Below are 25,189 nucleotides of genomic sequence, written 5' to 3'. Positions count from 1 at the left end.
ATGGCGGCTGACAACGCAACCTACGCGCTCGAACTGCGCGACCTGCGCAAGAGCTTTGGCAAGACGGAGATCATCCGTGGTGCCAACCTGGCAGTGGCCCCCGGCGAGCGGGTGGCCATCATAGGCCCCAACGGTGCGGGCAAATCCACGCTGTTCAATCTGATCAGCGGGCGCTTTGCGCCCACCAGCGGGGACGTGATCCTGAACGGCCAGCGCATCAATGGCATGGCGCCGTACGAGATCAACCGGCGCGGGCTTTCGCGCAGCTTCCAGATCACGAACATCTTCCCCAAGCTGAGCGTGTTCGAGAACCTGCGCTGTGGCGTGCTCTGGAGCATGGGCTACAAGTACACGTTCCTGCGCTTCCTGTCGAACCTGCACGATGCCAACGAGCGCGCCAAGCAGCTCATGGAGATGATCAAGCTCGACAAGAAACGCGACACGCTGGCGATGAACCTTACCTACGCCGAGCAGCGCGCGCTGGAGATCGGCATCACCATTGCCGGTGGTGCCAACGTGATCCTGCTGGACGAGCCCACGGCGGGCATGAGCAAGACCGAAACCACCCGCTTCATCCACCTCATCAAGGAGGTGACCGAGGGCCGCACGCTGCTCACGGTGGAGCACGACATGGGCGTGGTGTTTGGCCTGGCCGACAAGATTGCCGTGGTGGTGTATGGCGAAGTGATTGCTTTCGACACGCCCGAAAAGGTGCGCGCCAACCAGCGCGTGCAGGAGGCCTATCTGGGCTCGGTCGTTGCAGACGAGCAAGGGGCGGGACACTGACATGCTGAAAATCGAGAATCTCCACGCCTACTACGGCAAAAGCCATGTGCTGCATGGTGTGACCTTTGACGTGCAACCCGGTGAAATCGTGGCCCTGCTGGGGCGCAACGGCTCGGGCCGCTCCACCACCGCCAAGGCCATCATGGGCCTGGTGGACTGGGAGGGCACCCTGAACTGGAAGGGCCAGGACCTCAACGGCAAGAAGGCCTACGAGATCGCCCACCTGGGGGTGGGCTACGTGCCGGAAAGCCGCGATGTGTTCCCCAACCTCACCGTGCACCAGAACCTGATGCTCGGCCAGAAGGGCAGTGGCAAGAACAGCCGCTGGTCGTTTGACGACATGTACGACATGTTCCCGCGCCTCAAGGAGCGCCAGCACACCGAGGCGGGCGTGATGTCGGGCGGCGAGCAGCAGATGCTGACCCTGTGCCGCACGCTGATGGGCGACCCTGACCTGATCATCATCGACGAGCCCACCGAAGGCCTGGCGCCCAAGATTGTCGAGCTGGTGGGGCAGTACCTGCAGACCATCAAGTCGCGCGGCATCTCGGTGCTGCTGATCGAGCAGAAGCTCACCATCGCGATGAAGATCTCGGACCGCGCACTGGTGATGGGCCACGGCTCCATCGTGTTCCAGGGCACGCCGGACAGTCTGCGGGCTGATAACTACATCCGAAAAGAGTGGCTTGAAGTCTGACGATTTCTGAGAAACCATGACAAAAAGAGGCGCCTGGTAGCTGAAGGCGCCTCTTTTTTTGCTCTAACAAATGGTGCGCTGCAAACCCCCTTGTCCCGCCCGGGACAAATTGACACGCCAAACTGGTTTGAAGTCTCTACAATAAAAACGCACGATCGTTCTTTTTCACTTTCCAAGGAACAACAGCACCATGACCGCTGAATACAAAGTCCACGGCTCCGTTGCCGTGATCACCATGGCCAACCCTCCCGTCAACGGACTCGGTCTGGCGACCCGCCAGGGCATCGTGGACGGCCTTGGCCGTGCCAATGCCGATGCTGCCGTGAAGTCCATCGTGATCACCGGTGCCGGTGGTGCGTTCTCTGGCGGCGCCGACATCAAGGAGTTCGGCACCGACAAGTCGCTGCAGGAACCCAACCTGCTGTCGGTGATTGCCGCCATCGAAAACTCGGCCAAGCCCGTCGTGGCCGCCATGCACAGCGTCGCCATGGGCGGCGGGCTGGAGCTGGCCCTGGGTTGCCACTACCGCATTGCAGCCCCTGGCTGCTCGATTGCATTGCCCGAAGTCAAGCTGGGTCTGATCCCCGGCGCAGGCGGCACGCAGCGCCTGCCGCGCGTGATCGGTGTCGAAGCCGCGCTCAACCTCATCGTGAGCGGCGAGCCCGTCAAGAGCGAAATGATCGGCGCCGTGCCCGGCCAGAAGCTGTTCGACAAGATGGCCGCGTCGGCCGAGTCGCTGGCGGCAGAAGCCCTGGCGTTTGCACAGAGCGTGGCCGATGCCCGCCCGCTGCCCCTGGTGCGCAACTTCCCCTGCAAGCACTCCGAAGGCGATGCGTATTTCCAGTTCGCGCGCAACATGGTCAAGGGCATGGCCAAGAACTTCCCCGCGCCTGCCAAGTGTGTGGATGCGGTCGAAGCCGCCACCAAGAAGAAGTTTGCCGAAGGCATGCTGGTCGAGCGCGAAATCTTCATCAACCTGATGTGGACGCCCGAGTCGCGCGCACTGCGCCACCTGTTCATGGCAGAGCGTGCAGCGAGCAAGATTCCTGATGTGGCATCCGACACCCCCAAGCGCGACATCAAGCTGGTCGGCGTGATCGGCGCGGGCACCATGGGCGGCGGCATTTCCATGAACTTCCTGAACGCAGGCATCCCCGTCAAGATTCTGGAAATGAAGCAGGAAGCCCTGGACCGTGGCGTGGCCACGATCAAGAAGAACTACGAAGCCCAGGTCAAGAAGGGCAAGCTCAAGCAGGACAAGTACGACCAGCGCATGGCCCTGCTGAGCACCACGCTGAGCTACGACGACTTCAAGGACTGCGACCTCATCATCGAAGCCGTGTTCGAAGAAATGGGCGTCAAGGAAGCCGTGTTCAAGCAGCTGGATGCCGTGGCCAAGCCCGGCGCCATCCTGGCGTCCAACACCTCTACACTCGACGTGGACAAGATCGCCGCTTTCACCAAGCGTCCGCAGGACGTGGTGGGCATGCACTTCTTCAGCCCCGCCAACGTGATGAAGCTGCTCGAAGTGGTGCGTGGCAAAGAGACCGCCAAGGACGTGCTGGCCACGGTGATGGCCATCGGCAAGAAGATCAAGAAGACCTCGGTGGTCTCGGGCGTGTGCGATGGTTTCATCGGCAACCGCATGATCGAGCAGTACAGCCGCCAGGCCGGTTTCCTGCTGGACGAAGGCTGCACGCCGCAGCAAGTGGACAAGGCCGTGGAGAAGTTCGGCTTTGCCATGGGCCCGTTCCGCATGGGCGACCTGGCGGGCAACGACATCGGCTGGGCCATCCGCAAGCGCCGCTCCGTGGAGCGCGCCGACATGAAGTACAGCCGCACCGCCGACAAGCTGTGTGAACTGGGCCGCTTCGGCCAGAAGACCGGCGCAGGCTGGTACGACTACCAGGCCGGCAAGCGCGATGCGATCCCGAGCGACCTGGTCAACAAGATGATCGAAGACCATCGCAAGGAACTCGGCATCACGCCGCGCAAGATTTCGGACGAAGAAATCGTGCAGCGCCTGGTGTTTGCCCTGGTCAACGAAGGCGCTCACATCCTGGAAGACGGCATTGCCAGCAAGTCCGGCGACATCGACATGGTGTACCTGACCGGCTACGGCTTCCCCATCCACCGTGGCGGCCCCATGCACTACGCCAGCGAGGTGGGTCTGTTCAACGTGGTGCAGGCCATGGACCGTTTCGCCAGGAACCCGCTGGATGACGCAGCGTTCTGGAAGCCCGCTCCGCTGCTGGCCAAGCTGGCCGCCGAAGGCAAGGCCTTCCAGTAAATAGCCGCGTGCACCCACCTACAGATTCAAAGGAATTCACATGACCTCCGCAGTGATTGTTTCCACCGCCCGCACGCCGCTCGCCAAGAGCTGGAAGGGTTCTTTCAACATGACGCACGGCGCCACCCTGGGCGGCCATGCCGTGCAGCACGCCGTACAGCGCGCCGGTATTGACGGCGCTGACGTGGACGACGTCATCATGGGTTGCGCCACGCCCGAAGGCGCTACCGGCAGCAACATCGCGCGCCAGATCGCACTGAAGGCGGGCCTGCCCATCACGGCCTCCGGCGTCACGGTCAACCGTTTCTGCTCGTCCGGTCTGCAGACCATTGCCATGGCCGCCCAGCGCATCATCGCGGGCGAGGCCGACGTGTTCGTGGCCGGTGGTGTCGAAAGCATCTCCTGCGTGCAGCAAGAGATGAACCTGCACATGATCCAGGACCTGGCGCTGGCCAAGCAAAAGCCCGAGATCTACTGGAGCATGCTGCAGACCGCCGAGCAAGTGGCCAAGCGCTACAACATCGGCCGCGAAGCCATGGACGAATACGGTGCAGGCAGCCAGCAAAAGGCCTGCGCTGCGCAGGCCAACGGCTTGTTTGACGCCGAAATTGCCCCCATCACGGTGACGGCCGGTGTGGCTGACAAGACCCTGGGCCTGATCACCAAGCAAGTCACCGTGAGCAAGGACGAAGGCACGCGCGAAGGCACGACGGTCGAAGCTATCAGCGGCCTGCGCTCGGCGCTGCCCGGCGGCCTGATCTCGGCCGGCAATGCCAGCCAGTTCTCTGACGGCGCCGGTGCCTGCGTGCTGACCAGCGAAGACTACGCCAGCAAGAAGGGCCTCAAGCCCCTGGGCCGTTTCCTCGGCTTTGCGGTGGCTGGTTGCGAGCCCGACGAGATGGGCATCGGCCCCGTGTTCGCCGTGCCCAAGGTGCTGAAGAAGCTGGGCCTGAAGGTGGAAGACATCGACCTGTGGGAGCTGAACGAAGCCTTTGCTGTGCAGGTGCTGTACTGCCGCGACAAGCTGGGCATCCCGGCCGATCGCCTGAACGTGAACGGCGGCGCCATCGCCCTGGGCCACCCCTACGGCGTGTCGGGCCAGCGCCTCACGGGCCACGCCCTCATCGAAGGCAAGCGCCGTGGCGCCAAGCGCGTGTGCGTGACCATGTGCATCGGCGGCGGTATGGGCGCTGCGGGCATCTTCGAGGTGTTCTGACCACGGCGGCACCCTGGTACGCCACCAGCATGCGCACCGGCAGGGCCTCGCCCGAGGTCTGCACAGCGCACGCAGGGGGTGTGCTGTGCCGGGTGCTCGCGGGCGGCCCTTGGTGTGTGGGGGGCCCCTGGTGGCCAGGTGACTGCGGCCGGGGGCCGTGAGGGGAGGGTGGAAGGGCAATAGGCTACAAATTGTTGCCTTGTGGAATTCGGTCGGTGCCTGCGGGCAGCGGTTGCGCGGGCAGAATCCGGCGCGGCCGGTGGCCAGCGCGGTGCCCGGTCCACGCTCCATTCCCCTTCCTTCCCTCAACGGTACCCCCCCATGCGTCGCACGTCCTCCTTTCGCCTTTTTGCTGCACTGTCCGCACTTGCCATGGCATGCAGTGCCCATGCCCAGAGCTTCAAGCTCCAGCTGCCGCTGGAGTCCGACCCGGACGTGGTGCTGCAGGAGGTGGTGGTCGATGCCAAGCAGACCCGCGTCACGCTGCTGGTGAAGAACAGCACCAACGAGGCATTCGAGGCCTGCGCGCAGCCCACGGGATCGCCCGATGCGTTCACTCTCAAGGACCTGGGCAGCGGCACGGTGCTGCAGCAGCAGTCCATCGGTGGGCTGACGCTGTGCAATGTCAAGATGGATGTGGTCAAACCCGGCCGCAGCAAGTTTCTGAAGATCACTTTCCCGCCGCTCCCCGCAGGTGCCACGCGCCTGCAGCTGGGAGAGGCCAGCTGCCAGCCCAGGCCCGATTCGGACATGGAGTTCTGGTGTTTCAAGAACATCGTGCTGCCCGCACGCTGATCCTCGCGCAGAGCAGGAGGAGCGCGGGCATGCCAACCACAAGGAGACCCCATGACCTTGCGTTCCACGCTCGACTTCCTGCTCTACGACTGGCTGGGCGCCGAGGCCCTCGCGGCCCGCGCACGCTTTGCCGACCATTCGCGTGAAACCTTCGACGCGGTGCTCGACACCTGCGAGCGCATCGCACGCGAGAAATACGCCCCCTTCAACCGCACGGTAGACACCGAAGAGCCGCATTTCGATGGCGAGAAGGTGATCCTGCCCCAGGCCACCTACGAGGCACGCAAGGCCTACGCAGAATCGGGCTTGCTGTCGGCCGCGCAGGACTACGAGATTGGCGGCATGCAGCTGCCCTATGCGCTCGAAGCAGCGGCCAACAGCTTCTTCGCGGTGGCCTCGATCAGCATCGGCTCCAACCTGCTCACCTCGGGCAATGCCAATTTGCTGATGGCGCATGGCACGGCGCTGCAGAAAGAGGTGTTTGCGCTCAATGAATTCAATGGCCGCTGGTCGGGCACCATGTGTTTGTCCGAACCCCAGGCGGGCTCGTCGCTGTCGGATGTGGCTACGCGCGCTGTGCCCGACGGCGAGGGCTATGAGGCCGACCCGCTGGGCCCGCGCTACCGCCTCACCGGCAACAAGATGTGGATCAGCTCGGGCGACCATGAGCTGACCGAGAACATCGTGCACCTGGTGCTGGCCAAGATCCCCGGGGCGGACGGAAAGCTGGTGCCGGGCACACGCGGCATCTCGCTGTTCATCGTGCCCAAGAAGCTCGTGGACACCCAGGGCAACCTCACCGGCGTGCGCAACGATGTGGCGCTGGCGGGCCTGAACCATAAGCTGGGCTGGCGCGGCACCACCAACACCTTGCTCAACTTTGGCGAAGGCAAGTTCCCCGTCGAAGGCCAGGCCGGTGCCGTGGGCTACCTGGTGGGCCAGCCCGGCAAGGGCCTCGCCTGCATGTTCCACATGATGAACGAGGCGCGCATCGGCATCGGCATGGCCGCCACCATGCTCGGCCTGGCGGGCTACTACGCCAGCCTGGACTACGCCAAGAACCGCCCCCAGGGCCGCCCCGTGCAGGGCCCCAAGGATGCGGCAGGCGCTGCGGCCGTGGTCAAGGATGCTGCCCAGCCCCAGGTGCGCATCATTGAACACGCCGATGTCAAGCGCATGCTGCTGGCCCAGAAGTCGTATGGCGAGGGCGCGCTGGCGCTCAACCTGTTCTGTGCCCGCCTGGTGGACGAGCAGCACTCGGGCGACGCCGCTGCGGCCGACGAAGCCCGCCTGCTGCTGGAAGTGCTCACCCCCATCGCCAAAAGCTGGCCCAGCGAGTTCTGCCTGGAGGCCAACTCGCTGGCCATCCAGATCCACGGCGGCTACGGCTACACGCGCGACTTCCCGGTGGAGCAGTACTGGCGCGACAACCGCCTGAACATGATCCATGAAGGCACGCACGGCATCCAGGCCATGGACCTGCTGGGCCGCAAGGTGCTGATGGAAAACGGCCGGGGCCTGCAACTGCTCGCTGGGCGCATCAACGCCACCATCGAGCGTGCGATCCAGGTCCCTGCACTGGCAGCCCATGCCAATGCGCTGGGCGCGGCGCTGCAGCAGGTGGGCGCTGCCACCAAGGCCGCCTGGGCCACGGGCCAGCCGGCCGATGCGCTGGCCAATGCCGTGCCTTACATGCAGGCCTTTGGCCACACGGTGCTGGCCTGGGTGTGGCTGGACCTGGCGCTGGCCACGCTGGCCGATGACGCCGCACTGGCGCAGCCCGCCAGCGTGGGCCGCATGGGGTCCATGCGCTATTTCTTTCACTATGAGCTGCCCAAGATCGGCGCCTGGCTGCAGGTGGTCAGCACGCGCGATGCGACCTGCGCCAGCTTTCCCGAGGATGCATTTTGACCATGGCCACTTCCCAAAACCTGCAGCGACTGCACAAGCTGATCTGGGTGCTGATCTACGGTGGCCTGCTCACGCTGGTGCTGGGCCTGGCTACCGGGCGCAGCGACGCTGCCCTGGGCTGGAGCCTGGCGCTGGGCGGTGGGCTGGCGGCCGCCGTGGGCGTGGTGCTGATTGCCGTGCGCGCGCGCCTGAAAACAGACTGAGCTTGCTGCCGAAGTGGCGCTGAAGCTGTGCCGAAGTGGCGCTGAACTGGCGCCGACACCGGGGCGACACAATGGCCCCGCGTTGCGCCGCACAATGGCTGCTGCAAACACCGGCCCGGTTGACGATCGGCGCCGAGAATGTTCCGATAAACCCAAGGAGACGAGACACCATGACACGCACTATCCAACAACTGTTTGACCTGACCGGCAAGACCGCCCTGGTGACCGGCGGCTCGCGCGGCCTGGGCCTGCAACTGGCGCATGCGCTGGGCGAAGCAGGCGCCAAGATCATGCTCAGCTCGCGCAAGGCCTCCGATCTGGAAGAAGCCACCGCCGAGCTGCAGGCCGCAGGCATCGATGCCCGCTGGATCGCTGCCGACTGCGCCAACGAGACCGACATCCGCCGCCTGGCCGACGAAACGCTGGAGTGCCTGGGCCATGTGGACATCCTCATCAACAACGCCGGTGCCGCCTGGGGCGCGCCCGCCGAAGACCACCCGGTGGACGCCTGGGACAAGGTGATGAACCTGAACGTGCGCGGCTACTTCATCCTCAGCCAGCACATCGCCAAGCACAGCATGATCGGCCGCCGCAGCGGCAGCATCATCAACGTGGCGTCCATCGCGGGCCTGGGCGGCAATCCCAAGGGCATGAACACCATTGCCTACAACACCTCCAAGGGCGCTGTGATCAACTTCACGCGCGCACTGGCTGCCGAATGGGGCGCGTACAACATCCGCGTCAATGCGATCTGCCCGGGGTTCTTCCCGAGCAAGATGACGGTGGGTACGCTCAAGGCCATGGGCGAGGAAGCGCTGGCTGCCCATGCCCCGCTGGGCCGACTGGGCGACGACGAAGATTTGAAGGGCCTGTGCGCGCTGTACGCTTCGGATGCAGGCAAGCACATCACCGGCCAGTGGCTCGCGGTGGATGGGGGCGTGAGCATCGTCACGGGAGGGTGATCATCCCCCTGAGGTGCTTTGCGCCTTCCCCCTTCTCTCGGCTTCGCCGGGAAGGGGGACACCGCCACCGCGGCGGGGCGGCCCTTGCGCGGCGGTCGCTGGCTTGGGCAGTGCCAGTTTTTTAGTTCGTCTATTGAGGACATGCCGTGAAAAGTTTTGGTGTCGAAATCCCCTTTGTCAGCCACCTCGGCTTCACGCTGCACCGCATGGAAGGCGGCGAGTCCGAGCTGCGCTACGAAGCCAAACCTGAGCACCTGAACTCGTTTGACGTGACGCATGGCGGTGCGTCGATGACGCTGCTGGACGTGACCATGGCCACGGCTGCGCGCAGCGAGACGCCAGACATGGGTGTGGTCACCATCGAGATGAAGACCAGCTTCATGCAGCCCGCGCGCGGGCCGCTGGTGGCCAAGGGGCGGCTCATCCACCGCACGGCCACCATGGCGTTTACCGAGGGCACGGTGTACGACGCGCAGGGCCGCATCTGCAGCCATGCCACGGGCACGTTCAAGTATGTGCGGCGCCTGCCGGTGGACAACCGCAGCGCCCACGGGCTCAAGGTGATTTCCACCGATTGAGCCAGTTTTTCCGAATAAAAATGGCCGTTTCCGCGCAACAGATAAGCGCTTATAGCTATTAAATTGATAGTGATTTCACACTGAAGGAGCCTCTCATGCCACGCAACCAACAAATCGTTCTCGACAACCGCCCCCACGGCGAGGCCGTGGCCAGCAACTTCAAGCTGGTGGCGGTGGACACCCCTGAGCTCAAGGACGGCGAAGTGCTGGTGCGCCATCACTTCCTGAGCCTGGACCCCTACATGCGCGGCCGCATGAACGAGAGCAAGAGCTACGCGGCGTCGCAAGGCCTGGGCGAGGTCATGATCGGCGGCACCGTGGGCGAGGTGGCCGAGAGCAAGCACCCCAAGTACGCCGTGGGCGACAAGGTGGTGGGCATGGGCGGCTGGCAGGAGTACAGCGTGGTCGATGGCAACGCGCTGGGCGCACTGCGCAAGGTCGATACCACCCATGTGCCGTTGTCGCACTACCTGGGCGCTGTGGGCATGCCGGGCGTGACGGCCTGGTACGGCCTGGTCAAGATCATCGCGCCCAAGGCGGGCGACACCGTGGTGGTGAGCGCCGCCACCGGCGCCGTGGGCAGCGCCTTTGCCGCCCTGGCCAAGGCGCGCGGCTGCCGCGCGGTGGGCATTGCAGGCGGTGCTGACAAGTGCAAATACGCGGTGGACGAGCTGGGCTTTGATGCCTGCATCGACTACAAGGAGCACAGCGATGTAAAGGCCATGTCCAAGGCACTCAAGGAAGCCTGCCCCAACGGCATCGACGGCTACTTCGAGAACGTGGGCGGCTGGATCATGGACGCCGTGATGCTGCGCATGAACGCCTTCAGCCGCGTGGCCTTGTGCGGGATGATTGCAGGCTACGACGGCGCGCCCCTGCCCATGGCCAATCCCGCGCTCATGCTCATCAACCGCATGAAGGTCGAAGGCTTCATCGTGAGCGAGCACATGGAAGTTTGGCCCGAGGCGCTGAAGGAGCTGGGCACGCTGGTCGGCACCGGCAAGCTGCGCCCGCGCGAAACGGTTGCCCACGGCATTGCCGCTGCGCCCGAAGCCTTCCTGGGCTTGCTCAAGGGCAAAAACTTCGGTAAGCAACTGGTGAAGCTGATCTGATGGCGCTGCGTTGGCTTTGGGCCTGCTTCGACGACCTGGGCGTGCACGCCCTGCACGACGCGCTGGCGTTGCGCTGCAAGGTCTTCATCCTGGAGCAGGGCCCCTACCAGGACCCGGACAGGGCGGACAAGCAATCGCACCACCTGCTGGGCTACGACGAGGCGGGCGTGCTGCAAGCCTGCCTGCGCGTGGCAGACCCGGGCGTGAACTACCCCGAGCCCTCCATCGGCCGCGTGGTGACCGCCAAGGAAGCGCGCGGCAATGGCACGGGCCGGGCGCTGATGGCGGAAGGCATTGCGCGCTGCAGCCAGGCGTGGCCCGGCCGGGGCATCCGCATCAGCGCGCAGGCGCACCTGCAGGGCTTTTACGGCAGCCTGGGTTTTGAGGCCGTGTCCGACGAATACCTGGAAGACGACATCCCCCACGTCGAAATGCTGAGACGGGGTGACCACCCCGCTGCCTGAGGAGCCGCCATGACCGCTGCCAGCCCTGCCGCCACCCACGAGGTGTTCAACCAGAGCACGCCCTGGGCCGATGTGAATCTGTTCACCACCAACCAGCCCCTGCAGGACGCCCTGCGCCTGCATGCCCCCGGCCTGCCGCTGGCGGGGCTGGCGGCGCTGGGTGCGGAGATGGGCTCGGCAGAGATGCAGGCCCATGCGCGCCTGGCCAACACTTACAAGCCGCAGCTGCGCACCCACGACCGCTTCGGCCACCGCACCGATGTGGTCGAGTTCCACCCCAGCTACCACGCGCTGATCGGTGCCGCGCTGCGCCACGGCCTGCACGCCACGCCGTGGTCGCGCCAGGACACGGGCCACGCGCACATCGAGCGGGCCGCAGGCTTCATGCTGTTTACCGAGGCGGAACCGTCGGTGCTGTGCCCCGTGTCGATGAGCTACGCCGTGACCCCCGCTTTGCGGGGCAATGCCGCCGTGTGGGCGGACTGGAGCAAGGGTTTGGCGAGCACGCAGTACGACCCGCGCCTGGCGCTGTTCTCGCAAAAATCCGCCCTCACCATGGGCATGGGCATGACCGAGAAGCAGGGCGGATCGGACGTGCGCGCCAACACCACGCAGGCCGTGCCCGATGGCGAGGACGCCTGGGGCGCGCGCTACCGCATCATCGGGCACAAATGGTTCTTCTCGGCGCCCATGTGTGACGCCTTCCTGATCCTGGCGCAGGCGCCCGGCGGGCTCACCTGCTTTTTCCTGCCGCGTGTGCTGCCAGATGACACGGTCAATGCGATCCGCATCCAGCGCCTGAAAGACAAGCTGGGCAACCACGCCAACGCGAGTTCCGAGGTCGAGTTCATCGGCGCCACGGCCTGGCGCGTGGGCGAGGAGGGGCGCGGCGTGGCGCAGATCCTGGAGATGGGCACCATGACGCGGCTCGATTGCGCCCTGGGCACCAGCGGCCTCATGCGCCAGGCGCTCAGCATTGCGCTGCACCACACGCGCCAGCGCTCGGCGTTTGGCAAGAAGCTCATCGACCAGCCGCTGATGCGCAATGTGCTGGCCGACCTGGCGCTGGAGAGCGAAGCGGCCACCGCTCTATCCATAAGGCTTGCGAGCGCTTTCGATCACAAGGACAAGAGCGAACACGAGGCCGTCATGGCCCGCCTGCTCACGCCCGTGGCCAAGTTCTGGGTGTGCAAGCGCGGCAGCGTGTTTGCGCAAGAAGCCATGGAATGCCTCGGCGGCAACGGTTATGTGGAAGAGGGCGGTGAAGGCACCATGGCCCGCATCTACCGCGAGATGCCGCTCAACTCCATCTGGGAAGGCGCGGGCAACATCATGGCGCTGGATTTGCTGCGCGCCGTGCGCCGCGCCGACACGGCAGCAGCCCTGGCCGACGAACTGGCCCCCGCACGCGGCGCCCACCCGGCGCTCGACCGCATGGCCAGCGCGCTGCCGCTGCGTGTGGATGCGATGACCACCGAGGCCGAAGCCCGCCGCCTGGCGCAGGACGTGGCCCTGGCCGTGCAGGCCGCGCTGTTGTACCGCAGCGCGCCCAGCGCCGTGTTCAGCGCGTTCTGCGATTCGCGCCTGGGTGGCGACTGGGGCTACAGCTTTGGCACGCTGGGTGCGGGTGTGGAGTTCGACCTGCTGCTGAACCGCGCCCTGCCTGCCTGACCTCACTTTTTTGCGGAGACCCACGATGTCCCACCTCATCCTGCACCACTACCCCTCGTCCCCGTTCTCCGAAAAAATCCGGCTTGCGCTGGGCTACAAACAGCTGGCCTGGAAGTCCGTGATCATCCCCAGCATCATGCCCAAGCCCGATGTGGTGGCGCTCACGGGCGGTTACCGCAAGACGCCGTTCTTGCAGATCGGCGCCGACATCTATTGCGACTCTGCCTTGATCTGCGACGTGCTGGAGCATGAGCAGCCCGAGCCCGTGCTCTACCCACCGCACCTCAAGGGCGTGTCGCGCGTGTTTGCGCAGTGGGCCGACACCACGCTGTTCTGGGCCGCCATGGCCTACAACCTGCAGCCCAGGGGCGCGGCCGCCATGTTTGCCAACCTGCCGCCCACCGCTGCCCAGACCTTTGGTGAAGACCGCCGCGAGATGAGCGCGGGCATGCAGCGCCTGCGCCCGGCCGACGCCACGGCCGCCTACCGCTCGTACCTGCGCCGCATCGCCCACATGGCCGAAGAGCACGACTTCCTGTTTGGCGCCGAGCCCTGCCTGGCCGACTTTGCGGCCTACCACCCGCTGTGGTTCACGCGCCAGTGTGTGCCGGTGATGGCCGATATCTTTGCCGCCACCCCCGCCGTGCTGGAGTGGATGGACCGCATGGCCGCCCTGGGCCACGGCCGCATGGAAAAGTTCAGCGCACAAGACGCCATCACCGTGGCTGCGGGCATGGACCCGCTGCCCCTGATGGACGACCTGTTCCAGGACGAGCACGGCATCCCGCTGGGCAACCAGGTGGCCATTGCCGCCGAGAGTTTTGGCACCGAACCCACCGAGGGCGAGCTGATCGCCGCCACCCGCACCCGCTACACCCTGCGCCGCACCGATCCGCGTGCGGGCACGGTGCATGTGCACTTTCCCCGCATTGGCTACACGTTGCGAAAGGTTGAGAAATAAATGATCGACGACTTCAAAGGCAAAACCGCCGTCCTCACTGGCGCTGGCTCGGGCTTTGGCCTCGAATGCGCGCGCATTGGCGCGCGGCTGGGCATGAACCTGGTGCTGGTCGATGTGCAGCAGGACGCACTCGACGCTGCAGCCGCCGAGGCGCAGGCCGCAGGCGTGCAGGTGCTGGCGCGCAAGGTCGATGTATCTGACGCAGCGCAGATGGAGCAGCTGGCCGCCGACGTGCAGCAGCGCTTTGGCGCGCCGCATCTGGTGTTCAACAACGCCGGTGTGGGCGCGGGTGGCCTGGTGTGGGAGAACTCGGTCAAGGACTGGGAATGGGTGCTGGGCGTGAACCTGTGGGGCGTGGTGCACGGCGTGCGCCTGTTCACGCCCATGATGCTGGCAGCGGCCAAGGCCGACCCCGCCTGGCGCGGCCACATCATCAACACCGCCAGCATGGCCGGGCTGCTCAATGCGCCCAACATGGGCATCTACAACGTGAGCAAGCACGCGGTGGTGGCGCTGTCCGAAACGCTGCACCAGGATTTGTCGCTGGTCACCGACCAGGTCACGGCCAGCGTGCTGTGCCCCTTCTTTGTGCCCACCGGCATCAGCCAGAGCCACCGCAACCGCCCGGGCGACCTGCCCGCCGACAAGCCCACCAAGAGCCAGCTCATCGGCCAGGCCATGAGCGACAAGGCCGTGGGCAGCGGCAAGGTGACCGCCGCCGAGGTGGCGCAAAAGGTGTTCGACGCCGCAGCGCAGGGCCAGTTCTACATCTACAGCCACCCCAAGGCCATCGCCTCGGTGCAGACGCGCATGGAAGACGTCATGCTGGGCCGCAACCCCACCGACCCGTTTGCAGGCAAGCCCGAGGTGGGCGCGCAGCTGCGTGCAGCTTTGAGGGCTGAATAGGCGCTCTCCGCTCTATCCATATGCCTTTGTAGCTATTAAATATGTAGCGTATGTCACTGCAGGCACCCATCACCCCTGGAGAGCAGGGCGCGGCCAGCGGCTACGCGCTGTTCCCCACCGCCATCGGCCATTGCGGCATGGCCTGGCAGGGGGCGCTGCTGGTGGGCGTGCGACTGCCCGAGGACGCGGGCGAGGCCCACACGCGCGCCCGCATGCAGCGGCGGTTTCCGCAACTGGCCGAATGCACGATGCCACCCCCGGTGGCCGCTTGGGCCGCGCGCGTGGCGGCCCTGCTGCAGGGGGCACACGACGACCTGTGCGACGTGCCCCTGGCCCTCGACACCGTGCCGCCCTTCAACGCCCGCGTGTATGCCTTGGCCCGCCGCATTCCGCCCGGCAAGACCATGACCTATGGCGAAATGGCCGCAGCCCTGGGCGAACCCGGCGCCGCCCGCGCCGTGGGCCAGGCGCTGGGCCACAACCCGTTTGCGCCCGTGGTGCCCTGCCACCGCATCCTGGCCGCCAAGGGCAAGACGGGCGGCTTCTCGGCCGGTGGCGGTGCGGCCACCAAGATGCGCATGTTGGGGATCGAAGGAGCATGCCCCGGCGGTACCTTGCCCCTGTTTGCGCACGACGAGTAGGCAACCCCGGACGGAATTGCTCACTCTTCTGCAGCGCTGCCAGCGTGGCGCACCCGGATCCCATACCGGGCGCGCAGGGCCGCCAAGGGCATGTCCAGGTGCTCTGGCGGGGAATTCCACGGCCAGCGCATGGTTTGCCGGGAGCAACGCCACCAAGTGCGCGGCACGGCCCAGAGCGTGGCGCCCAGGTTGCGAAGCACGTCGGTGGCGTGCAGTTGTCCATAGATCGCACGCGACTCATGCAGTGCATATCCCTTGAGCACAGCCAGCCCCTCGGTGGTGCCGCACAGGCTGGCGATTTTGACCACTGCTTCGTCGGGGAGGCTGGTGCTGCAGCCATAGAGCACGTGCACCGTGTCATGGCATCGAAAAAACAGCTGCGCCGCAGCCGACAGATCGCTGCCCCGCAACAGACTGGGGTGGGCGGCAAAGTACTCGTCCAGGCCCTGCTGCAGCGTCTGTGTCGAGTGCTGGAGCTGGTAGCGCAGCAAGGGAATATGGGGCATGGGCGGGGCGGTGTGGCATGGGCCTGCTTCGCATTGTTTGCCATGCGGGTGAGGCCTGCAAGGCCTTGGCGCCCCGCGCCTCTCTCCGTATTGGCGGGTGCGGTGTTGGCGTGGCATTGGCATGTTCGCAAACCAGGCCGCACGCTCGGCATGTGCGGTGCTACATTCGTCAGAGCGTCTGGCCCCACGCATACTGCAGGTTGTCCGCACCATTCCCTGCTGCCCCACAGGAACCCACCTATGTCACCGGAACGCGAGCGACTCACCCGCATGCTCTTTGATGAGTACATCGCGATGTACGCCGCGCGTGATCTGCGGCTGCTGGACCGCTTCAGCGACAACTTCAGCGGCTTCTCGGGCAGCAGCGACAGGCTGGTCAAGACCCGCGCCGAGTGGATCGAGACCACGCGGCAGGATTTTTTGCAGGTGCCCCAGCCCATCGTGATCGAGATGATGGACCTGTTCGCCCAGGAGCTGGGCGAGGACCTGCTGGCCGCCACCGCCTTCTTCCACATCCACCTGCCCATCCCCGACGCACTCTTTGCCCGCGAAACCGCGCGCAAGGTCGTGCTGTTCCGGCGCGAGGCCGGTGCGGGCCAGGACTCTGGCGGCTGGAAGATCGTGCATGTGAGCGTCTCCATCCCCTACGGCACCGCCCAGGGCGACGAGGTCTACCCCATCGAAGAACTGCGCCAGCGCAACCGCGAGCTGGAGGCGCTGGTGGCCGAACGCACCCAGGCCCTGGCCCAGGTCAACCACCGCCTGGAGCTGCTGAGCAACACCGACGGCCTCACCGGCATTGCCAACCGCCGCCACTTTGACGACGCCCTGGCGCGCGAATGGGCGCGCGCCCAGCGCGCTGCTGCGCCGCTGGCGCTCATCCTGCTGGATGTGGACGTGTTCAAGCATTTCAACGACCACTATGGCCACCTGGCGGGGGACGCCTGCCTGCGCACCCTGGCCACCACGCTCGCGCAGGTGGGGGCGCGGCGCGAGGGCGAACTGGCCGCACGTTTTGGCGGCGAAGAGTTTGTGGTGCTGCTGCCCGGCGCCGACCTGGCCGCCGCCGCCGAGGTGGCGCGCCATGTGCAAGAGGCCATCCACCAACTGGCGCTGCCCCACGAGGGCGCGCCCCACGGCATCGTCACCGTGAGCTTTGGCGTGGCCAGCCTGCAGCCCCAGCGCGACCAGTTGCCCGAAGAGCTGGTGCGCCGCGCCGACCGCGCCATGTACCGCGCCAAGCAAGGCGGGCGCAATCGGATTGAGCTGGCGCCTGCGTGATGCCCCTGGCTCCCCTTGTGTCTCTTCGTGTTCACGGAGCAAGCACGAAAAGCCGTTCGGGCTGAGTTTGTCGAAGCCCTGCGCGGCGATTTTTCCCGCTCTGCGGGAGCAAGCAGGCACTGTTGAACGCATCCCAGTGCAGCGACCCAGTTGCTTTCAAAAATACAAAACCGTTCACGCTGAGCCCGTCGAAGCGCGGCGCAGGGCTTCGACGGGCTGAGCCCGAACGGTATTGAATCATTGAGTGCGAATCCGCAGGCCGCGTTTGGGCTCCGAATCCACGCAGCTGGCAGTGCCTACCGCGCCCCCAGCTTCACGACCTCTTCCGCCACCCCCCGCACCGTCAGCGGCGCGCAGCCCTCGGCATGGTTGCTGATCGTCACCAGCGCGTTCTGCCCCCGGCCCGTGATGCCCGCAATCACCGCCGCCAGCGCCGCCCGCGTCTCCAGGTCCGGGTGGTGCAGCCGGTCGTAGGGCTCGTACAGCCGCTCGGCATCTTCATAGCCATAGGGGCCATGCACCGGGTTCAGGTTCCACCGGCAAACCAGGGGGCCGGGCCACAGCGCGCGCAGCATGGGCAGCTGGGCCTGCAGCGGCGGCATCTTGGCGTGCAGGCCCAGGCAGTAGGTGGCGCCAGCTTCGCGCAGCACGGCGGCAAAGTCGGGCGTCAGCCATTCGGGGTCGCGCACTTCCACCGCAATCACCCCCTCGGGCGCCGTGGGCGCGAGGGCGGGCAGGGCGAGCAGCATGGTGCGCAAGCGCTCCAGCAGCATCGGCATGCGGTCCAGCTGCGCCAGCGGCAGCGGGCTGAGCTGAAACACCAGCGCGCCCAGCTTGTGCCCCAGGCCCTGCAGCGCAGGCTCCACACACTCGCTGCGCGCCAGCTCGGGGCTCAAGAACGCCGGGTTGGGCTGGCGGCCCCGGCCGTCCTCGCTGCGCACCAGCGCATCCGTCACCACGCTGGGCGCCTTCACCACAAACCGGAAGTCGTCGGGCACTTGTGACGCATAGCGCTCGAACTGGCTCGCGGTGAGCGGGCGGTAAAAGCTGCGGTCAATGCTCACCGTGCGCATCAGCGGGTGCTGTGCGTACACGGCCAGCCCTTGTTTGGAGAGCTGTGCGTCGGAATGCTCGCCCTCCCACACCAGGCCCTTCCAGCCAGGGTAGGTCCACGACGATGTGCCCAGGCGCAGCCGCTCGGGCAGTGCGGCTGCCAGGCTTTTCAACGCATCGTCGGGAACGACAGGCGCCACCGTTCCAGACCGCGTGCGCCGTGCAGGGGGATCTTCCTTTGGGGCCGGGTGTTGAGAGAGCGGTGCCTGCGCTGCAGCCCCCTCCGCTGAGGGCTTGGGCAATGCGTCACCAAAAAGATCGTCTTGCATGCGCAGTCAATCAGCCATGGGGCCGGGGAGGGGGGCGTAGCCAGTGGGCCCGCTACGAACCGCCAAACAACCCGCCCTCGTCCAGCAGGTCAAACGTGATCTGCGGCTGCGCATCCATGCTCTTCTTGATGGCCGCCGGAATGGCCTGCCGCGTCTTGCGGCACAGCCCCGGCTGCTCATGCACCAGGATCGCAATGCCCCGCAGGCTGCGCACCTCATGCGGGCTTTGCGTGATCGAGAGACGTATGCCCAGCTGCTGCTCCATGCGCTCCTGCATCTTGCGCAGGTCCGCCAGGCTGCCCAGGTTTTCGAGCCGGTCGAGCATCTTTTTCTCTTCGGTGCGCGTGAGCATCAGGATGCGCATATCCCCATTGGGTGCCTGCAGCAACGCATCCCGGTCGCAGACGCAGGTGCCGGGGGGGCATTCGGTGCGGATGGGGAAGGGAAGGGAGGACATGGGGCGGTGCGGGCTGCAGAGGAGTGCAGTGCATTCTAGGGAGTCGGGCACGCGGGGATGGAACCACGGAACGAAGGGGGCAACGGCAGGTAGGGTTTCACGGATTGCTGTGGTGTGCAGAGTGAGAGATACACAACATTACAACTCGGCATGCCTCGTTCTATTGACCTGTTACTGAAGGTGTCTCTACAGTGCGCCGCACAACGGGAGGGAAGATGAATGAACAGTCTTGAAAAAAGACTCGCTGGCTTGCGCGCGCTTGCAAGCCTCGCAGGACAGGGATCGATCGATGTGGCGGGTGATTGGAATTGCTCCGATGCCTCCGGCTCACATCCAACTCTATCCAACGCTAGAAACTGCGTTGCTTTGGAACACTGGCAACTGCTGACTCATGCTCCCAGTGGCCAATCAGCGCCATGGATCATTGGCCTCTCAAGGTGATTGAGATTGCCTGGTCCAGCCATCAATGAAAAGCATGCGTGCATGCATTTGATTTATTTTCTATACATAGGGACCTACGTGTCTTACTGATGTAAGCGCGAGGCGTGTATTGCCCTCATCAAATTCAATATACGTGTCTCATGTCACTGTCGATGTGGCTGCAATGCAAGAAAATCCTATGCAGACCTATTTTTAGTTTGGCATGAATTTTCTGATCTGTATTTGGTTATCTATTTCAAGAAATATGTTAAGAATATTTTTGGTTTTGGCGGTTCTGCTTTCTCCGATCTATTCCGGTGCGAATGAGCTGAAGCTGTGGAGTTTTTTCCATACGTTCATGTCTACGGATGAAAATCAGCCTTACGGATACTACACATCGCCTGATGAAGCGGCTCTAAATGGCTGCTATTTCTTGGGAAAGAAGCATGAAATCACTTGTGTTTCAGTGGAGTATTGTCCATATGCATGTGCGGGCTACTCAATTCCGGGTGAAACCCCATATGTCGCGAGCTTCATTAACAAAGATGGTCAACCAGCCAAGATGCTGGTAACTGCTCACCTGCGCACGCCGGAGTACCCGCCGCAATCTCCGGAGGAGTGTCTTTGTCATGCTACTCCGAATCCCATTTTTCTGACTTCCGGCACAAAATACATGAAGGAGGTTGATCATGTTGTTGGTGGGTCTTTCTCTTTCATATTTTCAAGGATGTACCTGAGTAGGGGCATGCGCGCAGCTGGTCTTGGGCCTGGCTGGACCCACAACTACCATGGAAAAGTGAAATTTACTCCAGCCGTTGAATACGGTATTGATACTGCCTTAGTTGACCTGGGAGATGGTTGGACTAGATCGTTTGTGCGTCCAAAATCCGTCTGGCTCTCAGTAAATTCTGGGGATTCCCTCGAAAGTGGTCCCAGTGGGTGGGTACTGAAAGTCGCAGATAAAGACATTGTTTACGATTTTGATAATTTTGGAAGACTCATTAAAAAAACCTTTCCGAACAATGGGGTGGAACGATTTGAGTATTTAGGGGGTGATAGGCTTTCGCGGGTATTTGGCGATCTTCAGAAGGAAGTCAAATTTTTGTGGAATGGTGACACTATTGCCAGCGTGGAAGTCCGTGGGGCTGTAGTGAGATTTGAGTATGATTCGGCAGGTCGATTGGCTTTGGTTGGATATCCAGATGGTTCAAAAAAATACTATAAATATGAGCGTAGCGATTTTCCGGTGGCATTGACGGGTATTTTTGATGGTGCCAATGCTCGCCTAAAAACATATAAATATGATAGCGTGGGGAGAGCTATTTCCTCGGAAGCAGCCGGTGGAGTTGAAAAATATTCCGTAGATTACTCTTCGTATTCGGTTGGCATGGTCGGCGTGCAGGGTCCGCTTGGTTTCACGACTTGGGCGCGAATTCATTCAAGCGCAGGGCGGGCGGCATTGATTGCAATAGGGCGCCCCGATGCGTTTTTCAATGGTGTGGTGTCCGAGCGCGGTATGTCCGATTCTGGTCTGATCACCTCCGAGAAAGATTTTCGAGGTGTTTCGACGAACTACCAGTGGGACGTCACTCGGCGACTGCCCACTGTCGTTACCGAAGCCGTGGGCTTGCCCGAAGAGCGCAGTACTGTCACGGAATGGCACCCCCAGTGGCGCAAGCCGGTCTCCGTGACTGAACCTGGGCGCACCACCAATTACACGTACGACAGCGGGGGCAACCGCCTCACGCAAACCATTACCGATATCGCCACGGGCACCGCCCGCACCACCGCCTGGACATATCACCCGTCAGGCCTGGTTGCTACCGAGAAGGCCCCCAACGGCGCAGTCACCAGCTACCAGTACGATGGTGCAGGCAACCTCACCAGCACCACGAATGCCCAGGGCCATGTAGACACCTACACCCACGATGCGGCAGGCAATGTGCTCACCCACACAGCCCCCACTGGCCTCGTCACCAGCTACACCTACGACGCCCGTGGCCGCATGCTTACCGCCAACCGGGGCGGGCAGCTCACCACGCTCACCTACCGCCCCTCGGGCCAAGTAGCCACTGCGACGTTGCCACACGGCCACAGCATTACCTACACCTATGACTCTGCCCAGAGACTCACGGGCTGGAGTGATAACCGGGGCGGAAGCGGAGCTTACGTCCTCGACGGCATGGGCAATCGCACGCGGGAAGACATTCGCAACGCTCAAGGCCAGCTGGTGTGGCGCTTGGCGCGCACCATCAACACCAACAATCGGGTGGAGTCAGTCACCCTGGGTAGCAAAACCGTGACCTATGGCTATGACGGCAATGGCGATTGGGTAGGAACCGTAGAAGGCTGGCCTCAGCGGGGCTTGGATGCCTTGCGCCGTATCACGAGCGTCATCAACGATGAGGGTGCGACCGCAAAGCTTGCTTACAACGCCCTCGACGCCGTCACCCAGGCCACCGACTTCAAAGGCGTAGCCACCACCTACACCCGCGACGCCCTGGGCAACGCCACCACTGAAACCAGCCCCGACAGCGGCAGCGAAAGCGCCCAATACGACGCCCTGGGCCTGCCCAGTACCGTCACCGACGCCCTGGGCCAGGCCACCACCATCGAACGCGACCTGCTGGGCCGCCCCACGCTCATCACCCATGCCGGTGGGCGCACCGCCACCCTGCGCTACGACCTCACCCCCGCAAGCAAGGGGTATCTGGGCGAAATCGTGGACGCCAGCGGCACCACCACTTACGAGCGCGATGCCCAAGGCCGCGTCACCACCAAAACCCAGCGCCTCATCAATGGCGACACGCGCAGCGTCAGCTACGCCTACAACGCCCAGGGCCTGCTGGCCAGCACCACCTACCCCGGCGGGCAGGTGNCCAGCGGCACCACCACTTACGAGCGCGATGCCCAAGGCCGCGTCACCACCAAAACCCAGCGCCTCATCAATGGCGACACGCGCAGCGTCAGCTACGCCTACAACGCCCAGGGCCTGCTGGCCAGCACCACCTACCCCGGCGGGCAGGTGCTGCAGCATGTGTACGACACCACCGGCCAACTCACCGGCCTGACCTGGGCGGGGCAACCGCTGGTCACCGGCATCACCTGGAACCCCCTGGGCCAGCCCACCGGCTGGAGCTGGAGCCTGCCCGGGGCCACGGCCGCCATCCCGGCCACCCGCAGCTACAACACCGCAGGCCAGGTCACCGCCACCGAGTTCAGCAGCTACCAGTACGACGCGGCAGGGCGCATCCACACCCTCACGCAAAAACTCTGGCGCCCGGCCAACACCAACCCCCAGGCCAGCACCATCAGCCAGGCCACCAGCACCTGGACGGTGCAATACAGCCCCGCAGGCCGCATCACCGGCTTCACCAAAACCACGGCGGCCAACACCCCGGTGGATACGTCCACCTTCACATACGACACCAACGGCAACCGCCTGCTGGGCTTTGAGCAAACCACCAGCGCGGCAGGCAACAGCGCTACCACCAGCGTCACCTACCAATACAACAGCGCAGGCGACCTGCTGGGCGACGGCCTGACCAGCTACCTGTATGACAGCGAAGGCCGCATGGAAAGCGCCCGCACCGGAGAAGGCGAAGACGCACCCACCACCAAATACGCCCACAACGGCCTGGGCCAGCGCGTGTTCAAGACCGAGCCGCTGTACAGCGCCGCAGGCAAACCCGCCAGCACCAAGAACCGGAACAACCTGCTGGCCGATGACGACGGCGACGACAACAAGGAAACCCAGGCAGAACCACCCGGCCTCATCCAGCAAATCCTGAACTTCTTCAGCAAACTCTGGAGCCCCGGCACCAGCGATGCAGAAAGCCTGCTGGGCGAATACGGCTCGGGCGGCAGCAACAGCAGCGGCACCGCCCAATACATCTACCTGCCCACCGCCAGCGGCCCCATGCCGATAGCGGCAGTGATCAAAGGCCAAACCTATGCCGTCCACAGCGACCACCTGAACACCCCCCGCAAACTCACCCAGCCCGACGGCCAGGTGGCGTGGCAATGGGCGTACAGTGCGTTCGGCGACGAACAGCCCACGATTGGGGCCAAGCGATTCACCAGCGAGACCACCAACCCCACCACGGGCGCCACCAGCATCCCGGAAGTCACGTTCAACCTGCGGTACCCGGGGCAGTACTTCGACAAAGAGACGAAGCTGCATTACAACTACTTCCGCACGTATGCGCCGGGTACGGGGCGGTATACGCAGGGGGATCCGATTGGGTTGGATGGGGGGTGGAATCGGTTTACCTATGTGGATGGGGATACCTTAGGATTTACAGATCCAGAAGGACTCCAAGCTGTTCCACCACCACGAGGTAATCCTGTTCGACCACCGTCTGTGCCGGTACTTGCCCCGCCACCCAGGCCACAGAATTTTGAACCTATAACCAGTTACTCAACAAACACAATGCAGAGCTGCGGCGTGTGTTTGCAAATTTACTTTATCGCCAATCTAAATGGTGCATACTCGAATCACAGATTTATTGCTAACAATCAGTTGTTTAATTATTTAACTGGTGGTCGAGGTCCGGTAAATTCAGGTGCCATAGTAAATCATATGCAGGGAGGTCGCTCATCGGGATTTAGGAATCCAGAAGGTTTTGAGTGGCATCATCCTGTAGGGCGACCAAATGAGCTGTGGCTGGTTTTAAGGTGTGAACACCGTGATCCGCTGATTAGTCAATTTATTCATTCCCTGCCTGGAGGTGGGGGTGGTTTTTCTCAAAATTTTCCTGGTGGATATAGATGAATTTTGATCGTATTAGGGAGAGATCTATTTCAATTGCCCAGGGCATTGGGTATCAGGTAAATTTTAATTTACCGACTAGCGATTTTAAGATTCAAAAAGGGGGGGGTGAGGTTGTTGCAAGAATTTTGTGTCTTGATGTGTGTCTTTCTGTATCGTATGGATTTGATCGCTCTTTGGCGAAGAGGTGGATTGAGTCTGAAGGGCTTGAGGGGTATTTAACGGATAAAGAAAGAATGCTTGTTGATGGATTGGCAAAGGATTTTCTAATTGACTTTCATGTCCAAGCCGATGCGTTGTTTCTTTTGCTGTGGTATGTTGGTGTGATCAAGGACATGAAGCTGGTGGATCCTTTGGTGAGTAACTTGGTTAGTTATGTGCCGGATATGAGGGTAATGGAGGGCTCTGCTAATTTTCGTAGAGGGGTGGAATTTAAATCCCCGGAGAGTCTGTATCAGATGGCTGATTTGGCCTACTTATTGCACTGGTCTGTCGTTAATGCAAGAATTCATGGTGTAAAAATTCCAGCTAAAATTAATCCGATTAGTTTGATTGAGAGGCGCAGGGCAATGGAGTGGCTGTTAAGTAATTCTGATTGGGATAATGTTTCTTTGGATACATAATTGTAGGGAACCTCTAAAAACCTCCCTGCCCGAGGCCCCGCCGGTGGACGCGACAATCGCCGCATGAGCAAACCCAAAGCGCAAGCGCGCAGCGCCCTCAAGCTGGATCTCTTCGCCGATGCTGCCCGCAAGCGAGAAGCGAAGCAACGGGGTCAGGTCTTGCCTTTTGCCTAAATGGTGCAACCGCAGCACTCGTGCTGGCTCTCAGCTATTGAAAATTCCTAAATTGATAGCTGTCAACCCATGCCCATCAGGCGACAGCGCTCAATTTGGCCTCAAACCCGCCAAGACCAGCAAGCTTCGCAGCCTGTTGGCCTTGGCTTTTGTCTTTGCTGGGGCTGCATCACACGCCAGCATTCCCCGTGCTGCCCCAGTCCGCATCGGTTGCTCCTCTGAAATCCTCGACCCCAGCGGCACCACCACTTACGAGCGCGATGCCCAAGGCCGCGTCACCACCAAAACCCAGCGCCTCATCAATGGCGACACGCGCAGCGTCAGCTACGCCTACAACGCCCAGGGCCTGCTGGCCAGCACCACCTACCCCGGCGGGCAGGTG

21 protein-coding genes are annotated in these 25,189 nt (G+C 63.3%); 18 read left to right on the top strand and 3 right to left on the bottom strand.

Annotated elements, in window-relative coordinates:
- The 15 genes from A1D30_RS09635 (at position 1) to A1D30_RS09565 (ending at position 15,193) form a co-directional block, all read left to right on the top strand.
- Entirely contained in the window at positions 1 to 786 is a 786-nt protein-coding gene (locus tag A1D30_RS09635; protein ID WP_063460508.1) for an ABC transporter ATP-binding protein, read from the top strand.
- 1 nt (position 787) lies between these two features.
- Positions 788 to 1,483, top strand: coding sequence for an ABC transporter ATP-binding protein (locus A1D30_RS09630; RefSeq protein WP_063460507.1), 696 nt, complete (start codon positions 788 to 790; stop codon positions 1,481 to 1,483).
- A gap of 190 nt (positions 1,484 to 1,673) precedes the next feature.
- A complete protein-coding gene (locus tag A1D30_RS09625) occupies positions 1,674 to 3,773 on the top strand; it encodes a 3-hydroxyacyl-CoA dehydrogenase NAD-binding domain-containing protein (RefSeq protein ID WP_063460506.1) in 2,100 nt (699 codons plus the stop codon).
- A 40-nt stretch (positions 3,774 to 3,813) separates the two neighbouring features.
- The gene (locus tag A1D30_RS09620) at positions 3,814 to 4,989 is read left to right on the top strand and encodes an acetyl-CoA C-acyltransferase (RefSeq protein WP_063460505.1); all 1,176 of its coding nucleotides are present in this window, start codon (positions 3,814 to 3,816) and stop codon (positions 4,987 to 4,989) included.
- A 372-nt stretch (positions 4,990 to 5,361) separates the two neighbouring features.
- Positions 5,362 to 5,784, top strand: a complete 423-nt coding sequence (locus A1D30_RS09615) for a hypothetical protein (protein ID WP_242421834.1) — start codon at positions 5,362 to 5,364, stop codon at positions 5,782 to 5,784.
- Between the two features lie 51 nt (positions 5,785 to 5,835).
- A complete protein-coding gene (locus tag A1D30_RS09610) occupies positions 5,836 to 7,695 on the top strand; it encodes an acyl-CoA dehydrogenase (RefSeq protein ID WP_063460503.1) in 1,860 nt (619 codons plus the stop codon).
- A 2-nt stretch (positions 7,696 to 7,697) separates the two neighbouring features.
- Positions 7,698 to 7,898, top strand: a complete 201-nt coding sequence (locus A1D30_RS09605) for a hypothetical protein (protein WP_063460502.1) — start codon at positions 7,698 to 7,700, stop codon at positions 7,896 to 7,898.
- 170 nt (positions 7,899 to 8,068) lie between these two features.
- On the top strand, positions 8,069 to 8,860 hold the full coding sequence (locus tag A1D30_RS09600) for an SDR family oxidoreductase (protein WP_063460501.1): 792 nt from the start codon (positions 8,069 to 8,071) through the stop codon (positions 8,858 to 8,860).
- Between the two features lie 146 nt (positions 8,861 to 9,006).
- Positions 9,007 to 9,438, top strand: a complete 432-nt coding sequence (locus tag A1D30_RS09595) for a PaaI family thioesterase (RefSeq protein ID WP_063460500.1) — start codon at positions 9,007 to 9,009, stop codon at positions 9,436 to 9,438.
- A gap of 95 nt (positions 9,439 to 9,533) precedes the next feature.
- Positions 9,534 to 10,550, top strand: coding sequence for an NADP-dependent oxidoreductase (locus A1D30_RS09590; RefSeq protein ID WP_063460499.1), 1,017 nt, complete (start codon positions 9,534 to 9,536; stop codon positions 10,548 to 10,550).
- Positions 10,550 to 11,014 carry a GNAT family N-acetyltransferase gene (locus A1D30_RS09585; RefSeq protein WP_063460498.1) on the top strand — a complete coding sequence of 155 codons (465 nt, stop codon included), beginning with the start codon at positions 10,550 to 10,552 and terminating at the stop codon, positions 11,012 to 11,014. The genes A1D30_RS09590 and A1D30_RS09585 overlap by 1 nt, the downstream gene beginning before the upstream one ends.
- Positions 11,015 to 11,023: 9 nt before the next feature.
- On the top strand, positions 11,024 to 12,685 hold the full coding sequence (locus A1D30_RS09580) for an isovaleryl-CoA dehydrogenase (RefSeq protein ID WP_063460497.1): 1,662 nt from the start codon (positions 11,024 to 11,026) through the stop codon (positions 12,683 to 12,685).
- Between the two features lie 25 nt (positions 12,686 to 12,710).
- Positions 12,711 to 13,646 (top strand): glutathione S-transferase family protein, encoded by a 936-nt coding sequence (locus A1D30_RS09575; RefSeq protein ID WP_063460496.1) that lies wholly within the window; start codon positions 12,711 to 12,713, stop codon positions 13,644 to 13,646.
- On the top strand, positions 13,647 to 14,552 hold the full coding sequence (locus A1D30_RS09570; protein WP_063460495.1) for an SDR family oxidoreductase: 906 nt from the start codon (positions 13,647 to 13,649) through the stop codon (positions 14,550 to 14,552).
- Between the two features lie 50 nt (positions 14,553 to 14,602).
- On the top strand, positions 14,603 to 15,193 hold the full coding sequence (locus A1D30_RS09565; protein WP_063460494.1) for a methylated-DNA--[protein]-cysteine S-methyltransferase: 591 nt from the start codon (positions 14,603 to 14,605) through the stop codon (positions 15,191 to 15,193).
- Between the two features lie 20 nt (positions 15,194 to 15,213).
- On the opposite strand, the gene A1D30_RS09560 is transcribed toward A1D30_RS09565, so the two are convergent.
- Positions 15,214 to 15,699 (bottom strand): hypothetical protein, encoded by a 486-nt coding sequence (locus A1D30_RS09560; RefSeq protein ID WP_131798443.1) that lies wholly within the window; start codon positions 15,697 to 15,699, stop codon positions 15,214 to 15,216.
- Between the two features lie 240 nt (positions 15,700 to 15,939).
- Between A1D30_RS09560 and A1D30_RS09555 the strand changes: the two genes are divergently transcribed.
- Entirely contained in the window at positions 15,940 to 16,980 is a 1,041-nt protein-coding gene (locus A1D30_RS09555; protein ID WP_063460492.1) for a diguanylate cyclase, read from the top strand.
- Between the two features lie 296 nt (positions 16,981 to 17,276).
- Here A1D30_RS09555 and A1D30_RS09550 read toward each other — a convergent pair whose 3' ends face one another.
- Both A1D30_RS09550 and A1D30_RS09545 read right to left on the bottom strand, forming a co-directional pair.
- Positions 17,277 to 18,362, bottom strand: coding sequence for a DUF72 domain-containing protein (locus A1D30_RS09550; RefSeq protein ID WP_063460491.1), 1,086 nt, complete (start codon positions 18,360 to 18,362; stop codon positions 17,277 to 17,279).
- Positions 18,363 to 18,414: 52 nt separating this feature from the next.
- Positions 18,415 to 18,819: a hypothetical protein gene (locus A1D30_RS09545; protein ID WP_063460490.1), complete on the bottom strand. Its 405-nt coding sequence runs from the start codon at positions 18,817 to 18,819 to the stop codon at positions 18,415 to 18,417.
- Positions 18,820 to 24,009: 5,190 nt separating this feature from the next.
- On the opposite strand from A1D30_RS09545, the gene A1D30_RS24740 reads away from it, so the two are divergent.
- Both A1D30_RS24740 and A1D30_RS26020 read left to right on the top strand, forming a co-directional pair.
- On the top strand, positions 24,010 to 24,633 hold the full coding sequence (locus A1D30_RS24740; protein ID WP_082836384.1) for a DUF4272 domain-containing protein: 624 nt from the start codon (positions 24,010 to 24,012) through the stop codon (positions 24,631 to 24,633).
- A gap of 316 nt (positions 24,634 to 24,949) precedes the next feature.
- Positions 24,950 to 25,189: RHS repeat domain-containing protein (locus A1D30_RS26020; protein ID WP_199865943.1), on the top strand; the 240-nt coding region annotated here is incomplete at its 3' end.

This window comes from Acidovorax sp. GW101-3H11, from assembly GCF_001633105.1.
Classification (GTDB): Bacteria; Pseudomonadota; Gammaproteobacteria; order Burkholderiales; family Burkholderiaceae_C; genus Acidovorax.
Note: the sequence above shows the minus strand (reverse complement) of the source record. Positions and strands in the feature narration are given on the sequence as shown.